The sequence below is a fragment of the Novosphingobium pokkalii genome (assembly GCF_014652855.1).
Lineage (GTDB): Bacteria > Pseudomonadota > Alphaproteobacteria > Sphingomonadales > Sphingomonadaceae > Novosphingobium > Novosphingobium pokkalii.
Genome location: NZ_BMZP01000002.1, coordinates 1 through 19,284 on the forward strand (window position 1 = coordinate 1; position 19,284 = coordinate 19,284).

The 19,284-nt window shown below is 68.2% G+C and carries 20 protein-coding genes and 1 tRNA gene; 11 read left to right on the plus strand and 10 right to left on the minus strand.

What is annotated here, in order from left to right; all coding sequences use genetic code 11:
* Nucleotides 1–238: 238 nt before the first annotated feature.
* Nucleotides 239–991 carry a MauE/DoxX family redox-associated membrane protein gene (locus IE191_RS01985; RefSeq protein ID WP_229815044.1) on the minus strand — a complete coding sequence of 251 codons (753 nt, stop codon included), beginning with the start codon at nt 989–991 and terminating at the stop codon, nt 239–241.
* A gap of 81 nt (nt 992–1,072) precedes the next feature.
* Between IE191_RS01985 and IE191_RS01990 the strand changes: the two genes are divergently transcribed.
* From IE191_RS01990 to IE191_RS02015, 6 genes are all read left to right on the plus strand, one after another.
* Nucleotides 1,073–1,507, plus strand: coding sequence for a MerR family DNA-binding protein (locus IE191_RS01990; protein WP_229815045.1), 435 nt, complete (start codon nt 1,073–1,075; stop codon nt 1,505–1,507).
* Between the two features lie 171 nt (nt 1,508–1,678).
* Nucleotides 1,679–2,470: a trehalose-phosphatase gene (gene otsB, locus IE191_RS01995; RefSeq protein ID WP_191322700.1), complete on the plus strand. Its 792-nt coding sequence runs from the start codon at nt 1,679–1,681 to the stop codon at nt 2,468–2,470.
* Entirely contained in the window at nt 2,467–4,281 is a 1,815-nt protein-coding gene (locus IE191_RS02000) for a glycoside hydrolase family 15 protein (protein WP_191322701.1), read from the plus strand. The genes otsB and IE191_RS02000 overlap by 4 nt, the downstream gene beginning before the upstream one ends.
* Nucleotides 4,278–5,678, plus strand: coding sequence for an alpha,alpha-trehalose-phosphate synthase (UDP-forming) (locus IE191_RS02005; RefSeq protein ID WP_229815046.1), 1,401 nt, complete (start codon nt 4,278–4,280; stop codon nt 5,676–5,678). The genes IE191_RS02000 and IE191_RS02005 overlap by 4 nt, the downstream gene beginning before the upstream one ends.
* 180 nt (nt 5,679–5,858) lie before the next feature.
* Nucleotides 5,859–6,650, plus strand: coding sequence for a siderophore-interacting protein (locus tag IE191_RS02010; protein WP_191322703.1), 792 nt, complete (start codon nt 5,859–5,861; stop codon nt 6,648–6,650).
* A 6-nt stretch (nt 6,651–6,656) separates the two neighbouring features.
* Nucleotides 6,657–7,082: a GNAT family acetyltransferase gene (locus IE191_RS02015; protein ID WP_191322704.1), complete on the plus strand. Its 426-nt coding sequence runs from the start codon at nt 6,657–6,659 to the stop codon at nt 7,080–7,082.
* Nucleotides 7,083–7,085: 3 nt separating this feature from the next.
* Here IE191_RS02015 and IE191_RS02020 read toward each other — a convergent pair whose 3' ends face one another.
* From IE191_RS02020 to IE191_RS02050, 7 genes are all read right to left on the minus strand, one after another.
* Complete coding sequence (locus tag IE191_RS02020) at nt 7,086–8,123, minus strand: glycerophosphodiester phosphodiesterase family protein (protein ID WP_191322705.1); 1,038 nt, start codon at nt 8,121–8,123, stop codon at nt 7,086–7,088.
* 110 nt (nt 8,124–8,233) lie between these two features.
* Nucleotides 8,234–9,163: a bifunctional riboflavin kinase/FAD synthetase gene (locus tag IE191_RS02025; protein WP_191322706.1), complete on the minus strand. Its 930-nt coding sequence runs from the start codon at nt 9,161–9,163 to the stop codon at nt 8,234–8,236.
* Nucleotides 9,160–9,672, minus strand: a complete 513-nt coding sequence (locus tag IE191_RS02030; protein WP_191322707.1) for a dihydrofolate reductase — start codon at nt 9,670–9,672, stop codon at nt 9,160–9,162. Before IE191_RS02030 ends, IE191_RS02025 begins: the two co-directional genes overlap by 4 nt.
* Before the next feature lie 3 nt (nt 9,673–9,675).
* Nucleotides 9,676–10,746, minus strand: a complete 1,071-nt coding sequence (locus IE191_RS02035; protein WP_191322708.1) for a 5-(carboxyamino)imidazole ribonucleotide synthase — start codon at nt 10,744–10,746, stop codon at nt 9,676–9,678.
* Nucleotides 10,743–11,240 (minus strand): 5-(carboxyamino)imidazole ribonucleotide mutase, encoded by a 498-nt coding sequence (gene purE / locus IE191_RS02040; RefSeq protein ID WP_191322709.1) that lies wholly within the window; start codon nt 11,238–11,240, stop codon nt 10,743–10,745. Before purE ends, IE191_RS02035 begins: the two co-directional genes overlap by 4 nt.
* Nucleotides 11,241–11,274: 34 nt before the next feature.
* Nucleotides 11,275–11,961: a 2,3-diphosphoglycerate-dependent phosphoglycerate mutase gene (gpmA, locus tag IE191_RS02045; RefSeq protein ID WP_191322710.1), complete on the minus strand. Its 687-nt coding sequence runs from the start codon at nt 11,959–11,961 to the stop codon at nt 11,275–11,277.
* 74 nt (nt 11,962–12,035) lie between these two features.
* Nucleotides 12,036–12,212, minus strand: coding sequence for a hypothetical protein (locus tag IE191_RS02050; RefSeq protein ID WP_191322711.1), 177 nt, complete (start codon nt 12,210–12,212; stop codon nt 12,036–12,038).
* A gap of 149 nt (nt 12,213–12,361) precedes the next feature.
* Here IE191_RS02050 and IE191_RS02055 point away from each other — a divergent pair.
* A tRNA-Thr gene (locus IE191_RS02055) sits at nt 12,362–12,436 on the plus strand.
* Between the two features lie 133 nt (nt 12,437–12,569).
* On the opposite strand, the gene IE191_RS02060 is transcribed toward IE191_RS02055, so the two are convergent.
* On the minus strand, nt 12,570–12,866 hold the full coding sequence (locus IE191_RS02060) for a GNAT family N-acetyltransferase (RefSeq protein WP_229815047.1): 297 nt from the start codon (nt 12,864–12,866) through the stop codon (nt 12,570–12,572).
* 76 nt (nt 12,867–12,942) lie between these two features.
* Here IE191_RS02060 and IE191_RS02065 point away from each other — a divergent pair, with 76 nt between their 5' ends.
* Both IE191_RS02065 and IE191_RS02070 read left to right on the plus strand, forming a co-directional pair.
* On the plus strand, nt 12,943–13,959 hold the full coding sequence (locus IE191_RS02065) for a threonine aldolase family protein (protein ID WP_191322713.1): 1,017 nt from the start codon (nt 12,943–12,945) through the stop codon (nt 13,957–13,959).
* The gene (locus tag IE191_RS02070) at nt 13,956–14,879 is read left to right on the plus strand and encodes a DMT family transporter (protein WP_191322714.1); all 924 of its coding nucleotides are present in this window, start codon (nt 13,956–13,958) and stop codon (nt 14,877–14,879) included. The genes IE191_RS02065 and IE191_RS02070 overlap by 4 nt, the downstream gene beginning before the upstream one ends.
* Here the strand turns inward: IE191_RS02070 and IE191_RS02075 are convergent.
* Nucleotides 14,789–15,658, minus strand: coding sequence for a Rossmann-fold NAD(P)-binding domain-containing protein (locus IE191_RS02075; RefSeq protein ID WP_191322715.1), 870 nt, complete (start codon nt 15,656–15,658; stop codon nt 14,789–14,791). The two genes, IE191_RS02070 and IE191_RS02075, sit on opposite strands and share 91 nt — an antisense overlap.
* 130 nt (nt 15,659–15,788) lie before the next feature.
* Here IE191_RS02075 and pepN point away from each other — a divergent pair, with 130 nt between their 5' ends.
* On the plus strand, nt 15,789–18,398 hold the full coding sequence (gene pepN / locus IE191_RS02080; protein WP_191322716.1) for an aminopeptidase N: 2,610 nt from the start codon (nt 15,789–15,791) through the stop codon (nt 18,396–18,398).
* Nucleotides 18,395–19,156 (plus strand): peptidoglycan editing factor PgeF, encoded by a 762-nt coding sequence (gene pgeF / locus IE191_RS02085; protein ID WP_191322717.1) that lies wholly within the window; start codon nt 18,395–18,397, stop codon nt 19,154–19,156. The genes pepN and pgeF overlap by 4 nt, the downstream gene beginning before the upstream one ends.
* The last annotated feature ends 128 nt before the right edge of the window (nt 19,157–19,284 follow it).

Below are 19,284 nucleotides of genomic sequence, written 5' to 3' on the forward strand. Positions count from 1 at the left end.
ACAATCATCATGAAGGAGCGAGACTCTACCTCTGACCGGTAACAATCAGGGGAGCACGTCAGCGGGAACTGCCCGGTTCCGCCAGAAAGCTAGAGTGCGATGACAAAAACCGGTTCCCACTTTTTGTCATCGCACTCTAGATCAACGACCTAACTGGGTTTCGAACAATCGAGTGGGAATGAGCTGAAACGCCAGAAAGAGCGCCGGCACCGTGAGAGACCGGCGCTTCTTTTTTGGATCAGTGCCACACCATCCACAGCGCCATGCCGACCATCGCGAGGTTTTCGGTAAGCGAGACGAAGCCGAGCGGCACGTTGCTCGATCCTCCAACGCAGGCGCACTTGAGTTCGCGACGATCGATGTAGACGGCCTTGAACACGGAAACCGCGCCCACCGTGCCCACGAACAGCGCGACCGGCACCGACAGCCACGGCCACACCCCGGCGATCATCAGCACACCGGCCAGTGCCTCGGCAAAGGGATAGATGCTGGCGTAGGGCACCCAGCGCTGCGCCAGTAGGTCATAGCCCAGGAACATCGTGGCGAAGCGATCGATATCCTGGAGCTTGAGCAGTGCGAGCACGGCCATGCTGATGCCCACGAACCATTGCCCCGCGCGCGCCGTGAACGGCGTGCCGAATGCGGCCTGGCTGGCAGCGAGAGCGATCAGCGCGGTGATCACGAAAAGCACCGCCACCGGGGTGTAGCTGGTGGCCTTGGGATCGCGCACGGCGAGGCCGAAATGACGGCGCAGGTCGTCATAGCCGCCGATCCGCCGGCCATCGATGAACACCTGCGGCGTGGTCGGCACATCGTGCTGCGCCTTGAACGCATCGGTTTCGGCGCGTGTGCGCAGCCAGTGATCCTCCACTGCATAGCCGTGCCGGCGCAGCAGGTGCCGCGCCTTGAGGCCGAAGGGGCAGACGTGGCGATCGGTCACCATGCGATAGAGCACGGCCGTGGGGCGGTGGGCGGGCGTGAGGGGGTTCATGGCAGCATCCTGTCGCTTGCAATGGAAACGGGCTGCACCCCATATGGGGTCCGTACCATGGTACGGAGTCAAGAGGTGCCCATGTCGTCCCAGATGCTGGCCCGGACGCCGTCCCTGACCATTGCCGGGCTGGCGCGTGCCGGCGGCGTGGGGGTGGAGACGGTGCGCTATTACCAGCGGCGGGGCCTGATCGAAACGCCCCGGCGCCACAATGGTGCCGGGCGCGGCGGCGCGATCCGCCATTATGGCGATGCCCATGTGCGGCGGCTGCGCTTCATCCGCGCGGCACAAGCCGCCGGGTTCACGCTGGAGCAGATCGGCGAATTGCTGGCGCTGGACGCCAGCCATGACCGCGATCGCGATCGCGCGCGGGCCCTGGCGCAGGAACAGATCGCTGCGCTCGACGCGCGGATTGCCGCGCTGGAAGAAGCCCGCGCGGCCCTGCACAAGTTGGCCCGGGCCTGTGGCGAGGGGGACGCAGGCCGCTGCCCGATCCTGACGGCCTTTGATAGTTAACTTCATATAAAACAGCTACTTGTTGCAAGCGAGAGGCCCAGCGCGGGAACCGGATGGCGTTTCAGGCATTGGGGAAGCGCGGCTGTCGCACCCATTGGGCCTGCGCGCCGCCATCCAAACCCGAACGAGCCGAACCGAGGCCAGACACAGGAGCGCCCCATTCCCCTGACCGTGACCAAGCCCGCCGTGCTGCCCGCGCCGCAAATTGGCCTGCTCGACGGGGCGACCGTTTTTCTCGATATCGATGGCACGCTGCTGGACCTGGACGACGACCCCGAGGCGGTCCGCGCCGACGGCGAAGTCCGCGCGCTGCTCCAGGATCTCGCGCAGCGCCTGGATGGGCGCCTGGCCATGGTCAGCGGCCGCTCGCTGGAGCAGATCGACCGCATTCTCGGCCCGGTCGCCCAGGTCTTGCCGGTGACCGGCAGCCATGGGCTGGAATACCGCTGGAACGAGGTCTGGGCGCGGCCCGAACGGCCGCCGGTGCTGGAAGACGTGGCCCGCGATTTCCACACGCTGGCGCGCACCTGGCCAGGCTGCCTGGTGGAGGAAAAATCGTTCGGCGTGGGCTTTCATTGGCGCCGCGCGCCCGAGGCGCGCCAGCCGGCCGAAGCGCTGGCGGTGCACCTGGCCGAAGTCCATGCGCTCAAGATCCAGCACGGCAAGGACCTGGTCGAACTGCGCCTTCCCGGCGGAGACAAGGGCCAGGCCGTGCGCCGGATGATGGCGCGCAAGGAGATGATCGGCACGTGCCCGGTGTTCTTTGGCGACGACCTCACCGACGAGGCCGGCTTTGCCGCCGCGCGGGCGCTCAGCGGCCATGGCGTGCTGGTGGGCAGCCGCGCGCTGGATGGCAGCAGCACCGCCGCCACGCTGTCGCTGCCCTCGCCCAGCGCCGTGCGCGCGTTCCTGCGCGCCTACGCCGATGGCCGGGAGAATGATCGGAACGAGGTGCCGGCATGAGCGCGGCGGAGACGCCCGTGGCCAGCGTGGACCTTTGGCCGGTCGGCAATTGCCAGGTGGCCGGGATGATCGATCGCGGCGGCAGCCTGGTGTGGGGCTGCGTGCCGCGCCTGGATGGCGATCCGACGTTCTGTGCGCTGCTGGACGACAAGCCGGCCAGCGATCCTGCCGCGCAAGGCTTCTGGGCGATCACCCTGGAAGACGTGGTGGACATCCGCCAGCATTACATCCGCAACACCCCGGTGCTGGTGACCCAGCATACCGACGCGCAGGGCGGGGTGATCGAAGTGGTCGATTTCTGCCCGCGCTACAAGAACCATGGGCGCATGTATCGCCCGGTGGCCTTCGCCCGGATCGTGCGGCGGCTGGCGGGCAGCCCGCGCATCCGCGTGGCGCTGCGCCCGGCCAGCGAGTGGGGCAGCACGGTGCCCGCCCGCACCACCGGTTCGCACCATATCCGCTATCTGTTGCAGGACCTGACCCTGCGCCTGTCCACCGACGCGCCGATCGGCTGGGTCAACGACGAGCGGCCGTTCCGGGTGGAGCGCACGCTGCACTTCTTCCTTGGCCCCGACGAAAGCTTTGCCAACGACCTGGGCCATGGCCTGGAAGAGATGCTGGCGCGCACGATCGCCGAATGGCGGCAGTGGACGCGCGGTCTGGCGACGCCGCTGGAATGGCAGGACGCGGTGATCCGCGCCGCGATCACGCTCAAGCTGTGCCAGTTCGAGGAAACCGGCGCGATCGTGGCGGCGCTGACCACCTCGCTGCCCGAACATGCCGATTCGGGCCGCAACTGGGACTATCGCTTCTGCTGGATCCGCGATGCCTATTACACCATTCAGGCGCTCAACCGGCTCGGCGCGCTCGATGTGCTGGAAGGCTATCTGGAATACTTGCGCAACGTGGTGGAAGGCGCGCGCGGCGGGCATATCCAGCCGCTCTATGGCCTGGGCGGCGAAGACCGGCTGACCGAGCGCGTTGCCGAGGCCCTGCCCGGTTATCGCGGCATGGGCCCGGTGCGCGTGGGCAACCAGGCCTATGAACAGATCCAGCACGATGCCTATGGCCAGATCGTGCTGTGCAACACCCAGGCGTTCATCGACCGGCGGCTCTATCGCATGGCCGGCATGGCCGATTTCGAAGCGCTGGAAGCGGTGGGCGAGCGCGCATTCCAGGTGCACGACCAGCCCGACGCGGGCCTGTGGGAGCTGCGCACCAAGGCCCACGTCCACACCTATTCGGCGGCGATGTGCTGGGCCGCATGCGACCGGCTGGCCAATATCGCCGCCGAACTCGCCCTGCCCGAGCGCGCCGATTTCTGGCAGAACCGCGCCGATGCCATCCGCGCCACGATCGAGACGCGCGCCTGGCGGCCCGAGACCCAGCACTTTTCCGCCACGTTCGGCGGCGACGACCTCGACGCCAGCCTGATCCAGTTGCTCGACATGCGCTTCCTGCCGCCCGACGATCCGCGCTTTACCGGCACGTTGCGCGCGGTGGAGGAAGGCTTGCGGCGCGGCAGCAACATGCTGCGCTATGCCAGCGAGGACGATTTCGGTCTGCCCGAAACCGCGTTCAACGTGTGCACGTTCTGGCTGATCGAGGCACTGCACGCCACCGGCCGCGCCGCCGAAGGGCGTGAGCTGTTCGAGGAAATGCTGTCCCGCCGCACCGCCGCCGGGCTGCTGTCGGAAGATATCGACCCCGTTTCCGGGGAACTGTGGGGCAATTACCCGCAGACATACTCGCTGGTCGGCCTGATCAACTGCGCCGGCCTGCTGAGCAAGCCATGGAGTGCCATAAGGTGAAGCGCCTGATCGTCGTCTCGAACCGTGTCCAGCCGCCCAGCGAGGACGAACCGGGCAACCAGGGTGGCCTGACCGTGGCGCTGTCCACCGTGCTGCGCGAAAGCAACGGCATCTGGTTCGGCTGGTCCGGCGGGGAAACCGAAAGCTTTACCGGCCACATCAATTTCCAGAAATCGGCCGGCGTAACCACCGCCACGGTGGACCTGGAACCGCAGGACATCCAGGAATACTATGACGGCTTTGCCAATCGCACGCTGTGGCCGCTGTTCCACTACCGCGTGAGCCTGGCCGAATTCGAGCGCGGCTTCGTCGACGGCTATGAGCGGGTCAACACCCGCTTTGCCGATACGCTGGTGCCGCTGATCGCCAGCGACGACCTGGTCTGGGTGCATGACTATCACCTGATCCCGCTGGGCCAGCGCCTGCGCGAGCGCGGGGTGACCAACCGCATCGGCTTTTTCCTGCACATCCCCTGGCCGCCGATGCGGCTGATGGTCTCGCTGCCCAATCACCAGGAACTGGTCGAATCGCTGTTTGCCTATGACGTGGTGGGCTTTCACACCCAGGATTGGCTGGACAGCTTCATCGACTATGCCCGCGCCCAGATGGACGCAACCGTGGGCGAGGACGGCACGATCACCTGGAACGGGCGCACGATCCGCGCCGTGGTCTGCCCGATCGGGATCGACGCGCGCGAATTTGCCGAGACTGCCAATGGCCCGGCGGCCGAAACGATGCGCCAGGCCATGGAGCAAAGCGCCGGCGGCCGCGCGATGATCGTGGGGGTCGATCGCCTCGACTATTCCAAGGGATTGCAGGAACGCTTCATCGGCTATGAGCGGCTGCTGTCGCAACGCCAAGACCTGCACGAAAAGGTCTTCCTGCTCCAGATCGCGCCGCCCAGCCGCGAAAGCGTGCAGACCTACCAGGAAATCCGCGCCAGCCTGGATTCGCTTTCGGGGCGGATCAACGGCGAGTTTTCCAGCGTGGAATGGGTGCCGCTGCGCTATGTCAACAAGGGCTATGCCCGCGATGCGCTGGCCGGGGTCTATCGCGCGGCGAAGGTCGGGCTGGTCACCCCCTTGCGCGACGGGATGAACCTGGTCGCCAAGGAATTCGTCGCGGCACAGGATCCGGACGATCCGGGCGTGCTGGTACTGTCGAACTTTGCCGGCGCCGCCGCGCAGATGAGCCAGGCCGTGCTGGTCAATCCCTATAGCCCCGACGAAATCGCCGATGCGCTGGCCCTGGCGCTGACCATGCCGCTGGCCGAACGCCAGGAACGCTGGCGCGCACTGATGGACACGGTGCTGAAGGAAGACGTGATGTGGTGGCTGGGCCTGTTCATGGCCGCGCTCGATCCGGCCGAGGCTGACGAGGCCGTCGAGCCGGCGTGACCTTTTTTGATCGCGGGTGTGGTCGGCGGCCTTGTAAAAGACTGTTCAAAGATATATCTTGATAGTCGTTCGCAAGGATTCGCATCTCGGCGGGCCATCCTGCACGGCACCATCCAGGCGGGATCGTAAGCGTTAACGTCAAGCAACGCGCCCCGCCAACAGACAGGCTGCACCCCGTTCATGACCCAGACTTCGCAAACTCCCGCTTCCGAAACCCAGGACAGCGCGCCCTCGATCCGCCGCATGCGGCACGACACCACGTTGCGCACGCTGCGCATCGCCCGGCACGAGCGGCTGACGCCCAACATGATCCGCATCGTGGCCGAAGGGCCGGAGCTGGCCGGCTTCGTCAGCGGCGCGCCCGACGATCACGTCAAGGTCTTCATCGAAGGCGAGCCGGGCGAGCGCATCATGCGCGACTATACCCCGCGCCATCACGATGCCGAGGCCGGTACGCTGACCATCGACTTCTTCGACCACGAAGGCGGCCCGGTGTCGGACTGGGCGCGCGCGGCCAAGGTGGGCGATGCCATCCGCATCGGCGGCCCGCGCGGTTCGCAGGTGATCGAAGGCCCGATCGCGCACTGGCTGCTGGTGGGCGACGAAACCGCCCTGCCCGCAATCGGCCGCCGCGTGGAAGAACTGCCCGCCGGCGTGCGCGCCACGGTGATCGGCGCCGTGCTCGGTGCCGCCGACGAACAGACCTTCGCCACCGCCGCCACGCTGGACACCCGCTGGCTCCATCGCAGTGCCGCAGCCGCGACCGATCCCGCCCCGCTACTGGCAGCGCTGGACGGCGTGGACCTGGTGCCCGGCACGTTCGTGTGGATCGCCGCCGAAGCGGGCGTGGCCCGGCGCCTGCGCGAGCATCTGGTGGAGACGCGCGGGCTCGACAAGCGCTGGATCAAGGCGGCCGGCTATTGGGTGGCGGGCGAGGCGGATTCCTCGGCCAAGAACCTGGGCGAGGACTGAACACCCATGGCCAGCCCGCAATTGCGCGAGGCCGGCCCTGCCGATGCCAAGGCCGTGATCGGCCTGTGGCAGGCGGCGGGGCTGACCCGGCCGTGGAACCATCCCGCCACCGACTATCACCTGGCGATGGAAAACCCGGCGGCCACAGTGCTGCTGGCCGAAGTGGACGGCATGCCCGCGGCCACGGTCATGGTCGGCTATGACGGCCATCGCGGCTGGGTCTATTACCTCGGCGTGGCGCCGGCGTTCCAGCGCCAGGAGCTGGGCCGCATGCTGATGCAGGCGGCCGAAGCCTGGCTGGCGGCGCGCGATTGCCCCAAGATCATGCTGATGGTGCGCAGCGACAACCTGGCGACCAAGGCGTTCTATGCCGCGCTGGGCTATGAACCGCAGGCGGTGGAGACCCTGGGACGGCGCCTCGACGGGCGCTGAACCTTACGGCGCGGTTTCGTCACGATCCTGCGCCGCGAGCGCCTCGGCATTGGTGCGCGCGTCCATGTCGGGGCGCAGCGCGGGGCCGACCACCCAGAAATTGTCGATCAGCACCGTGCCGTGGAACGCGGCAGGCACTTGCGGCAATTCGCGCGCGTGACGCAGGCCGGTGCCAAGGTCGGTCCCGGTGCCCTCGCTGGCCACGGCCATGACTTTGCCGCCCACGCCCTCGATCCGCTGCTGCACGCGGTTGGGCCAGCCCCACAGCGTGAAAGCACTGTCCAGCGCGGCCAGCATCGTGGCGCCCTGGCACGAGGCCGGCACCAGCGAGGTCCAGCCCTGCCAGCGATAGGCGCTGGCGCAAGCCCGGCCCTGCGCCGGATCGATGGTCCAGGCGCCGGGCAGCGCCCGCTTCACCGCCGCGACCAAGGCGGCATTGCCGACAAAGCCCTCGCCCAGCGCCCTGGCATCGTGGCCATTGCGTTGCAGCGCCTGGGCCAGCAGCGGCACGGCGGCCACGTCGTTGCCCGGAAAGCGATAGAGGAAGCGCCCCATCGGATTGGCGGCGAGAATCTCGTCGAGCGAGGGGATCAGCCCCTGCCCCTTGCCGCGCAACGGGAAAGTCTTGCCGCCATCCGCGCTATAGCCATAGCCGGCGTCGAGCCGCGCCAGTTCGGCCATGGTCTTTTGCGAGGCCGGGCCGCTCGCCTCGGTGCGGCAGCCAAGGTCCGCATCGGGATAGAGCGCGAGGTGGTTGTCAGCCGTGCGCACCACGTCGATCGCGACGTAATCGGCGCCCATGCGCCGCGCGATGAACACGGCGCGGGCCGTGTCTTCCAGGATGGGATGCAGCGGCGGCAGGATCGCGCGCGCCGGGCATGGCGCCTGGCGTCCGCCGGGCTGGTAATCCTGGGCGATGCCGCCATTGGCGATCAGGCGCGGCCGCCCCGGCGGCGCGGTGACCAGCCAACTGGCATTGACGAAAGTCAGCACCAGAAAGGCCAGCGCCCCGGTGAACAAGACGCCGCGCAACCAGATCATGCCAATTTCCTGTCCAGGCCGGGCCAAACCCGACCCCATCGAGCGATCAAGCCGGCACAGGGCGACCTGTCAACCGGAGTGCGCCCGGTCGAGCCGAATCGGATGGAAAATCAGGCGCTTTCGAGCAGCCGACGTGCTTCGAGGCAATCGCGCGCCATTTGCGCCACCAGCGCGTCGAGGCTGTCGAACTTGGCCTCTGGCCGCAGGAAGTGATGGAAGCTGACGTCGAGTTCCTGGCCATAGAGATCGCCGGAGAAATCGAAGAAGTGCGGCTCGAGCAGTTCCTTGGGCGGATCGAACGTGGGGCGGATGCCCACGTTGGCCGCGCCGAGCAGTTCGCGCCCGTCGCACAGGCGCCCTTTCACGGCATAGATGCCATAGGCCGGGCGCAGGTACTTGCCCATCGACAGGTTGGCGGTGGGGAAATTGATCGTGCGACCGACCTTGTCGCCATGCTGGACCACGCCGCGAATGGCGAAAGGCCGGGTCAGCAGCGCCGCGGCCGTGGTGCAGTCCCCGGCCTTGAGCGCCTCGCGCACGCGGCTGGAGGAGACCACCGCACCATCGAGCAGCACCGGGCCGACCGCGCGCGCGGCGAGGCCATGGGCGGCGCCCAGTTCGCGCAGCACCGCGACATTGCCGCCGCGCTGCTTGCCAAAGGTGAAATCCTCGCCCGTCACCACGCCGGCCGCGCCGATGCGGTCGGCCAGCAGACCGGCGACGAACTCCTGCGCCGTCGTCTGCGCCAGGGTGGCATCGAATTCAAACACCAGCATGGCATCGGCCCCGGCCGCGGCGAACAGTTCCTGCCGCTGGTCCAGCGAGGTGAGGCGGAACGGCGGCGCCTTGGGATCGAAATGGCTGACCGGGTGGGGATCGAACGTGGCGATCATCACCAGGCGGCCTTCAGCGCGCGCCCAGCGCACCGCTTCGGCCACCACGGCCTGGTGGCCCAGGTGGAACCCGTCGAAATTGCCCAGCGCCACGATGGCGCCGCGCCAGTGTTCGGGCACGCGCTCGCGTGCATAGAGCCGGATCATGGCTTGCTGCCTTCTTCCAGATGGGGGCTGCGGTCCAGCGTGACGAAAGTGTAGGCCGGATGGCCCGCCCCCGCTTCATGGCTGGTGCGCGCGGTTTCCCGCCATTGCGGGCCGGGATAGGGCATCGTGGTGTCCCCACCAAAGCGCCCGTGCACTTCGGTCAGTTCAAAGCGCGTGGCCAGCGGCCCGAACAGCGCGAGCACTTCCGCCCCGCCGATCACCGCCGCTTCAGGCTCATCGGCCACGCTATCGAGCGCGGCTTTGACGGTGTGGACCACTTCGGCGCCCGGCGCGCGCCACGCGGTATCGCGCGTGAGCACGATATGGCGGCGGCCGGGCAGGAGGCCGGGCAGCGATTCAAAGGTCTTGCGGCCCATGATCATCGGCTTGCCCATGGTCAGCGCCTTGAACCGCTTGAGATCGGCGGGAATGTGCCAGGCGAGCGTGCCGGCATCGCCGATCGTGCCATCGTCGGCCCGCGCCACGATCAGGAACAGCGCCGCAGCCATGGCCTATTTCACCAGCCGGGTGACATGGCCCATCTTGCGGCCCGGGCGCGCCTGCGCCTTGCCGTAGAGGTGCAGGTGGTTGGCCGGATCGGCCAGCAATTGCGGCCAGGCATCGGCAGCATCGCCGATCAGGTTGTCCATCACCGCGCCGCGCGTGACCAGCTCGGGGCTGCCCAGCGGCAGGCCCAGGATCGCGCGGACATGGTTCTCGAACTGGCTGGCGAGCGCGCCCTCGATGCTCCAGTGCCCGGAATTGTGCACACGCGGCGCCATTTCGTTGAACACCGGGCCAGCGTCGGTGGCAAAGAATTCCAGCGTCAGCACGCCCACGTAATCGAGCGCCTGCGCCACTTTGGCAGCGAGGTCGCGCGCGGCGGGCACTTGCGCGGCGATGGCGGGCGGCGCGGGCACGGTGGAGCGGGCAAGAATGCCGCCCTCGTGCTCGTTCTGCGCCGAATCCCAGAAGCGCACTTCGCCATCCTGGCCGCGCACCAGGATCACCGAGAATTCGCCGAAGAAATGGACAAAGCCTTCGTAGATCAGCCCCGCGTCGGGCAGGTCCAGCCCTTGCGCATCGGCGGGCGCCATGATCCGCCACTGGCCCTTGCCGTCATAGCCATCGCGGCGGGTCTTGAGAATGCCGGGCGCGCCGATGGTTTCCACCGCGCGGGCAAGGTCTGCCGCGCTGTCCACCGCCAGCCAGGGCGCCGGAGTGCCGCCCAGCGCTTCCACGAACGATTTCTCGTTGACCCGGTCCTGCGCCACTTCCAGCGCGCGGGCGGGTGGAAACAGCGGGGCGTGCGGCGCGATCGCGGCGAGCGGCGCGGCTGCCACGTTCTCGAACTCGTACGTCACCACCGCCACCTGGCGCGCGAAGGCGGCCAGCGCGGCTTCATCGTCATAGGCGCCCTGGGTATAGGCCGCGCTGACTTGCGCCGCGACCGAAGCCTCGCGCGGTTCGGGCGCATAGACATGCGCGCTGTAACCCAGTTGCGCCGCGGCCAGGGCCATCATCCGGCCAAGCTGTCCGCCGCCCAGAATCCCGATGGTGGCGCCCGGCGCGATCGTTCTCATTGCGGACGCTCGGCCACGGCGTCGGTCTGCGCGGCACGGAAGGCGATCAGGCGATCGGCCAGGGCGGCATCGCTCGTCGCCAGGATCGAGGCGGCCAGGATGCCGGCATTGGTCGCACCCGGCACGCCGATCGCCAGCGTACCCACCGGAATGCCGCCGGGCATCTGCACGATCGAAAGCAGGCTATCCATGCCCTTGAGCGCCTTGGATTCCACCGGCACGCCCAGCACGGGCAGATGCGTCATCGACGCGACCATGCCCGGCAGGTGCGCCGCGCCGCCGGCCCCGGCGATGATCACCTTGAAACCGGCGGTGTGCGCGGTCTTGGCAAAGTCCACCAGTCGGTCGGGCGTGCGGTGCGCCGAAACGATCCGGCAATCGTGCGCCACGCCCAGCTTGTCGAGCACGGCGGCGGCGTTCTTCATCGTTTCCCAGTCGGACTGGCTGCCCATGATGATGGCAACCTGCGCGCCCGCTTGCGCACTTTCACTCATCCCAAATCCCCCGTTTCGGGCGTCGGTGCGCTCCTCAGCGCTCCGACAGGTAATAGCGTTCCACTTCGGCCAGATTGTCGTCCAGTTCATAGACGATCGGCTGGCCGGTGGGGATTTCCAGGCCGGTGATATCGGCATCGGAAATGCCCGACAGGTGCTTGACCAGGGCGCGCAGCGAATTGCCGTGGGCCGAGACGATCACGGTTTCCCCGGCCTTGAGCGCGGGCACGATCAGCTCTTCATAGGCCGGCAGCACGCGGGCGATGGTGTCTTTCAGGCTTTCGGTGGCAGGCACCGCGATCCCGGCATAGCGCGGGTCGCCGGCCAGATCGAATTCGCTGCCCGCTTCGAGCACCGGCGGCGGAATGTCGAAGCTGCGGCGCCACACCTTGACCTGCTCGTCGCCATGCTTGGCGGCGGTTTCGGCCTTGTCGAGCCCGGTGAGGCCACCATAGTGGCGCTCGTTGAGGCGCCAGTCCTTGGTTTCGGGCACCCACAGGCGGCCGGCGGCCTCCAGCGCCAGATGCAGCGTCTTGATCGCGCGGGTCTGGAGCGAAGTGAACGCCACGGTGGGCAGCACGCCCTTGTCTTTCAGCAACTGGCCGGCGGCAAAGGCCTCGGCCGCGCCCTTTTCGGTCACATCCACATCCCACCAGCCGGTGAAGCGGTTTTCCAGGTTCCATTGCGACTGGCCGTGACGAATCAGGATCAAACGGGGCATCGAGGCTTCCTGCTTTCAAGAAGGGACAAGAGAACGCGGCCCCTAGCGGGCCGGGGCCGGTTTGGAAAGGCGAGTCACGCCGATTCGGGCGCGTTCCCGCCCGGCGGCGGGGCCATTTCTTCTTGGGCGTCAGATAGCGCGCGTGCCTGCGCCTTGCGGCGGCGCAGGTTCTCGCGCAGGCGCTGCGCCAGGCGCTCTTCCCGGCTGGCGGCGGCGCCCGGTTTGGCGGAAGGGGTTTTCGACAGGTTCATGGCCCAGGCTCTTTGCCGCGCGAATTTTTTGTCCGCAAGCCCGCTTGACTTTGGCAAAGCCTGCGGCCAATAGCGCGCCTCCACCGGCGGCAAGGCCCCGGCGGAACGAAGCCCGATGCACGATGCAGCGGCTTTCGCGGAAATGGTGTGCTGCTGTAGCTCAGTGGTAGAGCGCATCCTTGGTAAGGCTGAGGTCGGGAGTTCAATCCTCCCCAGCAGCACCATTTCCCGCCCCATGTACTCGCCATAAAGCATCGTCACCCCGGACTTGATCCGGGGTCTCGCTGGAATTCCAGCACGGTGCCAGCCGTCGATCTGGACCCCGGATCAAGTCCGGGGTGACGAAGTGAAGAGCGTCTAAGCCTGCAAGTCGGCCCACTCGGGATGACGGCGGAATTGCGCGGCGACATAGCTGCACGCGGGCACGATCTTCCACTCCCGTTCGCGCGCATCATCGATCAGCGCCTCCACCAGGCGCGCGGCCACGCCGCGGCCGCCGATCGCGGTGGGCACCAGGGTGTGATCGGCCACGACGACGCCGGGCGAGGCCTCGCGCCAGGTCAGCAGGCCTTCGGCTGCTTCGCCGGCCACCTTGGCGTGATAGGCGCCGTGGCTGCCCTGGTCATCGTGGGTGATCGAAACGGTCTCGCTCAAGCCGGGTCTCCTTCGCGTGCCACTGCCGAAACGGGTGGCTTGACCGCACAACGCCTTCGCGGTCATGGCGGTTTCCATGCATTTCTTCTCCGACAACGCCGCTTCCGTCCACCCCCGCGTCTGGGCCGCGATGCAGGCGGCCGATGCGCCCGATTTTCCCTATGATGCCGATGCGCTGAGCCGCGCGCTGGACGAAGCCTTTTCCGCTCTGTTCGGCACGCCCTGCGTGGGGCTGTGGGTGGCGACCGGCACGGCGGCCAATTGCCTAGCCTTGAGCGCGATGGTGCCGCCGCACGGTGCCGTGGTGTGCCATCGCGAGGCGCATATCGAGATGGACGAAGGCGGCGCGCCGGGCTTTTTCACCCACGGGGCCAAGCTGATCCTGGCCCAGGGCGAAGGCGCGCAGCTCACCCCCGAAAGCATCGCCGCCGCGATCGATCCGATTCGTCCCGGCGTGCACCAGGTGCAGCCGCATGCCATCTCGATCACCCAGGCCAGCGAATATGGCCGCGCCTATCGCCCGCACGAAGTGGCCGCGATCGGCTCGCTGGCGCGCACGCGCGGGCTTGGCCTGCACATGGACGGCGCGCGCTTTGCCAATGCCGTGGCGTTCCTCGATTGCGATCCCGCCGCGCTCACCGCGCAGGCCGGAGTCGATGCCCTGAGCTTTGGTTTCGTCAAGAACGGCGGGCTGGGGGCCGAGGCGATTGTGCTGTTCGACGAGGAGCTGGCCGAGACCATTCGTTTCCGCCGCAAGCGCGCCGGGCACCTGCAATCCAAGGGCCGCTATCTCGCCGCCCAGATCCTGGCCATGCTGGAGCATAACCTGTGGCTGGACAATGCCCGCGCCGCCAATGCCGCCGCGCAGGAACTGGCCGGGGCCTGCGCCGGGCGCCTGCTTCATGCGGTGGAAGCGAACGAGCTGTTCGTGACGCTGGATGACGTGGAAAAGACCGCGCTGCGCGGCATGGGCTTCGACTTCTATGACTGGCCCGCCCCCGCCGGCACGCCGGGCGCGGCCCGGCTGGTCACGGCGTGGAACAGCGATCCGGCCCATGTCGCCGCGCTGGCCCGCGCGATCCGCAACCTGTGAGCGCCACCGATACCCCATCGGGCGAAAGCCTGTGGCGGCCGCGCGTGGTGCTGCCGTTCCTGGCCGTGGCGCTGATCTGGGGCTCCACCTGGCTGGTGATCAAGGGCCAGGCGGGCAGCGTGCCGCCGGCCTGGTCGGTGTGCTATCGCTTTGCCGTGGCGGCGGCGGGCACTTTCGTACTGGCGCTGCTGCGGCGGGATTCGCTGCGGCTCGATGCGCAAGGCTGGCGGCTGGCGCTGGGCATCGGGCTGTTCCACTTCACGCTCAACTACCAGTTCCTCTATCCGGCCGAGCAGCATCTCACCTCGGGCCTGGTCGCGGTGCTCTATGCCCTGCTGATGGTGCCCAATGCCCTGCAGGCCCACATCTTCCTGGGTCAGCGCGTGGCGCGCGGGTTCTGGGCGGGATCGGCCGTGGCCCTGGCCGGGATCGCCCTGCTGGTGGTCCACGAAGTGCAGGTCGCGCCGCCCACCACCGCGCCGTGGCTGGGCATCGGCATGGTCACCATCTCGATCCTGGGCGCTTCGGTCGCCAACGTGATCCAGGCCTCGGGCGCGGCGCGTTCGCGCGCGATCCTGCCGATCCTGGCCTGGGCCATGGCGATCGGCACGCTGGTCGATGGGCTGGTCGCGCTGGTGCTGGCCGGGCCGCCGGTGATCGACCACACCTGGTCCTATGTCTCGGGCGTGCTGTACCTGAGCATCGTCGGCTCGGTGATCACGTTCCCGCTCTATTTCCAGTTGCTGAAAGACATGGGCGCGGGCCGCGCCGCCTATAACGGCGTGCTGGTGCCGGTGGTGGCCATGGGCCTTTCGACCGTGTTCGAGGGCTATCGCTGGACGCTGCTGCCGGTGGCCGGATCTGTGCTGGCGATGGCCGGGCTGGTCATGGCGCTCAAAGCGCGCAATCCCTCGCGATAGGTGGGATAAGTCGGCCGCCAATCGAGCAGACGACGCGCCTTGCCTGCTGAAACACGGCGGCTTTCGGCGTAGAATCCGCGCGCCATCGGGGAGAGGCCCGCTTCATCGGCGGTTTGCAGCGGCGGCAGGGGCAGGCCAGTGAGCCGGGCGGCTTCTTCCACCACGGCGTTCTGGCTGGCCGGTTCCTCGTCCGCCAGGTTGTAGACGCCCGGCGGCCCGGCAAAGGCGGCCTGGGTGGCGCCGGCAATGTCGTCCACGTGGATGCGGCTGAACACCTGGTCGCGGGCGATGATGCGATGGGCGCTGCCCTCGCGCAGCTTGTCGATCACACTGCGCCCCGGGCCATAGATGCCGGGCAGGCGCAGCACGCGCACGCGCCCGTCCAATGCCTGCCACGCCAGATCGGCCGCCACGCGGGCGGAGCGGCGCCCGCCGCCGATCGGCGCGGTCTCGTCCACCCAGGCGCCTTGGGCATCGCCATAGACGCCGGTGGAGGACCAATAGCCGATCCACGCGCCGGGCCACCCCTGCAAGGCCGCGCCATAGGTTTCCAGTACCGGATCGCCCCCCTCGTGCGCCGGGGGGACGGAGGACAGGACATGGCTGGCGCGGGCCAGCGCGGCGTGGACGGCGGCGTTGTCGTCAAACGCCACCGTGCCGGCGCGGCCGGTGCCCTCCACCCGCCAGCCCTGCGCGCGCAGGGCCTGCGCCAGCACTTGCGCGGCATAGCCCATGCCGAAGATGAACAGGTGGGTGGGGTTGCCTTGTTTGTCGGTCATGCGTTGCGCGGGGCCTCCACCACCCCCAACCCCCTCCTCTGAAGAGGAGGGGGCTCTCATTCCTCGCAATTATCCCCGGTTTCGGATTTGCTCAATTGCCCCTTGGCCTTCGGCTTCCTAAGTTCGGGCCATGAAGGATTCAGCCAGCCAGCCGCCCGTCGTGATCCAGCGTGCCGATTATCGCCCGCCTGCCTGGCTGGTGCCCGATATCGCGCTCGATTTCCTGCTCGATCTGTCGGCCACGCAAGTGACCGCCACGCTCGACGTGGAGCGCAACCCGGCAGGAGACGGCGGGCCGCTGCGTCTCAACGGCGATGGCCTGGTGGCGCAGAGCGTGGCCGTGGACGGCGAGCCGCACAGTGCCTGGCGCATGGAGGGCGACGATCTGGTGGTGGACCTGCCCGGCGAGGCGCACCAGGTGACCATCGAGACGACGATCGATCCCACTGCCAATACCCAGCTTTCCGGCCTCTATGCCTCGGGCGGGCTGCTCTGCACCCAGTGCGAGGCCGAAGGCTTTCGCCGCATCACCTTCTTCCCCGACCGGCCCGACGTGCTCAGCCGCTACACCGTCACGCTCACGGCCGACAAGGCGGCGTTCCCGGTGCTGCTCTCCAACGGCAATCCGATGGACAGCGGCGAGGAAGAGGATGGCACGCATTGGGCGATCTGGCACGATCCCTGGCCCAAGCCGAGCTATCTCTTCGCGCTGGTCGCGGGCGATCTGGTCGCCACGCGCGGCACGTTCACCACGATGTCGGGCCGCGAGGTGGAGCTGGCGATCTGGGTGCGCGCGGGCGATGAAACCCGCACCGGCCACGCCATGCGCGCGTTGATCGCGTCGATGGCGTGGGACGAGAAGGTCTATGGCCGGGAATACGATCTCGACCTGTTCAACATCGTCGCGGTGTCGGATTTCAACGCCGGGGCGATGGAGAACAAGGGCCTCAACATCTTCAACACCCGCTATATCCTGGCCGATCCGGAAACCGCCACCGATGGCGATTACGATGGCGTGGAAGGCGTGGTGGCGCACGAATATTTCCACAACTGGTCGGGCAACCGCGTGACCTGCCGCGACTGGTTCCAGCTTTCCCTGAAGGAAGGCTTCACCGTGCTGCGCGACCAGCAGTTCTCGGCCGACATGGGATCGGCCCCGGTCAAGCGGATCGAGGATGTGCGCGTGTTGCGCAGCGCCCAGTTTCCTGAGGATTCCGGCCCGCTGGCCCATCCGATCCGCCCGAATTCCTATCAGGAAATCAGCAATTTCTACACCGCGACGGTCTACAACAAGGGCGCCGAGGTGATCCGCATGATGACCGTGCTGGCCGGCTCCGAGCGGTTCCGCGCCGGCACCGACCTCTATTTCGAGCGCCACGACGGCGAAGCGGCGACCTGCGAGGATTTCGTCAAGGCGATCGAGGACGGCGCCGGGCTGGACCTGGCGCAGTTCCGCCGCTGGTACGAGCAGGCCGGGACGCCGCAGGTGGACGTGGCGATGACCCACGATGCCGCCAGTGGCAGCGTGACGCTGGCGTTCAAGCAGACCGTGCCGCCCACGCCGGGCCAGCCGGTCAAGCAGCCGATGGTGATCCCACTGCGCACCGCGCTGTTCGACCGCGCCAGCGGGGCGCATGGCGGCGAGCATCTGATCGTCCTGAACGAAGCCGCGCAGACCTTCACGTTCGATGGGTTTGCCCAAGCGCCGGTGCTCTCGCTCAATCGCGGCTTTTCCGCGCCGGTGGCGATCAACGCGCCGCAGAGCGTGGACGACCTGGTGTTCCTGGCCGCGCACGACGACGATGCCTTTGCCCGCTATGAAGCGATGCAGCAACTGGTGGTGCAGCATCTGGTGGCGGCGGTGGAAGACCGGCTCGACGATGCCGCGCGCGCGGCTGGCCGGGCCGCCATCGCGGGCGCGCTGGGCGCGATCCTGGCCGATCCGGCGCTGGACGACCTGATGCGCGGCGAACTCGTCATGCTGCCGGGCGAAGCCTATCTGGCCGAGCAGTTGAACCCGGTCGATCCCGCCCGCGTCCATGCCGAGCGGGAGGCGCTCAAGGCCTGGCTCGGCACCGAACTGGGCGATGCCTGGCGCGCCCTGCATGACCGGTGCAGCGCGGTGCCCTATGGCCTCGATGCCGCCGCGCGCGGCGCGCGCAAGCTCAAGACCCAGGCGCTGGTCTATCTGGCGGCGGCCGATCCGGCGCAGACCGCGCTGCGGGCCAAGGCGCAATACGATGCCGCCGACAACATGACCGACCGCCAGGGCGCGCTGATGGTGCTGTGCGGGCTGGACGGGCCGCAGCGCGAGGCCGCGCTGGCCGATTTCCACGCCCGCTTTGCCGACAACCGCCTGGTGATCGACAAGTGGTTCTCGCTCCAGGCCGGCTCGCTCCACCCCAAGGCGCTCGATCATGTCCGCGCCCTGGCGCAGCATCCCGATTTCACCCTGACCAATCCCAACCGGGTGCGCGCGCTCTACATGGCCTTTGCCGCCAATCCCCAGGCGTTCCATGCCGCCGATGGCGCCGGCTATGCCCTGATCGCCGATCTGATCCTGGCGCTCGACCCGATCAACGGCAATGTCGCGGCCCGCTTCGTGGCGCCGCTGGGCCGCTGGCGCCGGATCGAGCCGCAGCGCGCCGCCCTGATGCGCGCCGCGCTTGAACGCATCGCCGCCGCGCCCCGCCTGTCGCGCGATGTGCGCGAGCAGGTGAGCAAGAGCCTGGAAGGATGAGCATCGAGGTTATCACCCACCCCGCGCTGGCCGGTGCCGCCCATGGCTTCCTCGGCCGGCGCGGCGGCGTTTCCACCGGCATCCATGCCGGGCTCAACGTGGGCTGGGGCAGCGAGGACGATCCGGCGGCCACGGCGGAAAACCGCCGCCGCGCCACCGCCGCTGTGCTGCCCGGCGCCACGCTGGTCTGCGCCTATCAGGTGCATTCGGCCGACGTGGTGGTGGTGGACCAGCCGTGGGACGAGGCCGACCGCCCGCGCGGCGATGCCCTGGTGACCAATCGCCCCGGCGTGCTGCTCGGCATTCTCACCGCCGATTGCGCGCCGGTGCTGTTTCACGATCCCCATGCCGGGGTGATCGGCGCGGCCCATGCCGGCTGGCGCGGCGCGATCGACGGCGTGACCGACCGCACGGTGGAGGCGATGGAAGCGCTCGGCGCCGATCGCGCCGCCATCGCCGCCGTGGTCGGCCCGTGCATCGGCCAGAAAAGCTATGAAGTGGATGCCGCGTTCGAGGCCCGCTTCGTGGAGCAGGACGACGCCAACGAACGCTTCTTCCGCCCCGGCAAGGCCGGCCATGCCTGGTTCGACCTGCCCGGCTATGTCGCCCATCGTCTCCATGCCTTTGGCGTGGGCGTGGTGGGGATGCTGGACGAGGACACTTATGCCCAGCCCGAGCGCTTCTTTTCCTTCCGCCGCGCGACGCATGCGGGCGAGCCGGGCTATGGCCGGGAGATTTCGCTGATCGGGCTGGGTTAAGGAGCGCTGGCGTGGCGGAGGGCCCCGGGTCGAGCCCGGGGCGACGCATTTCCGGTCCCTGCCCTGTTCTGTCGCCCCGGGCTTGACCCGGGGCCCTGCGCCACGCCAGCCGCATTTGGCTGCATCCG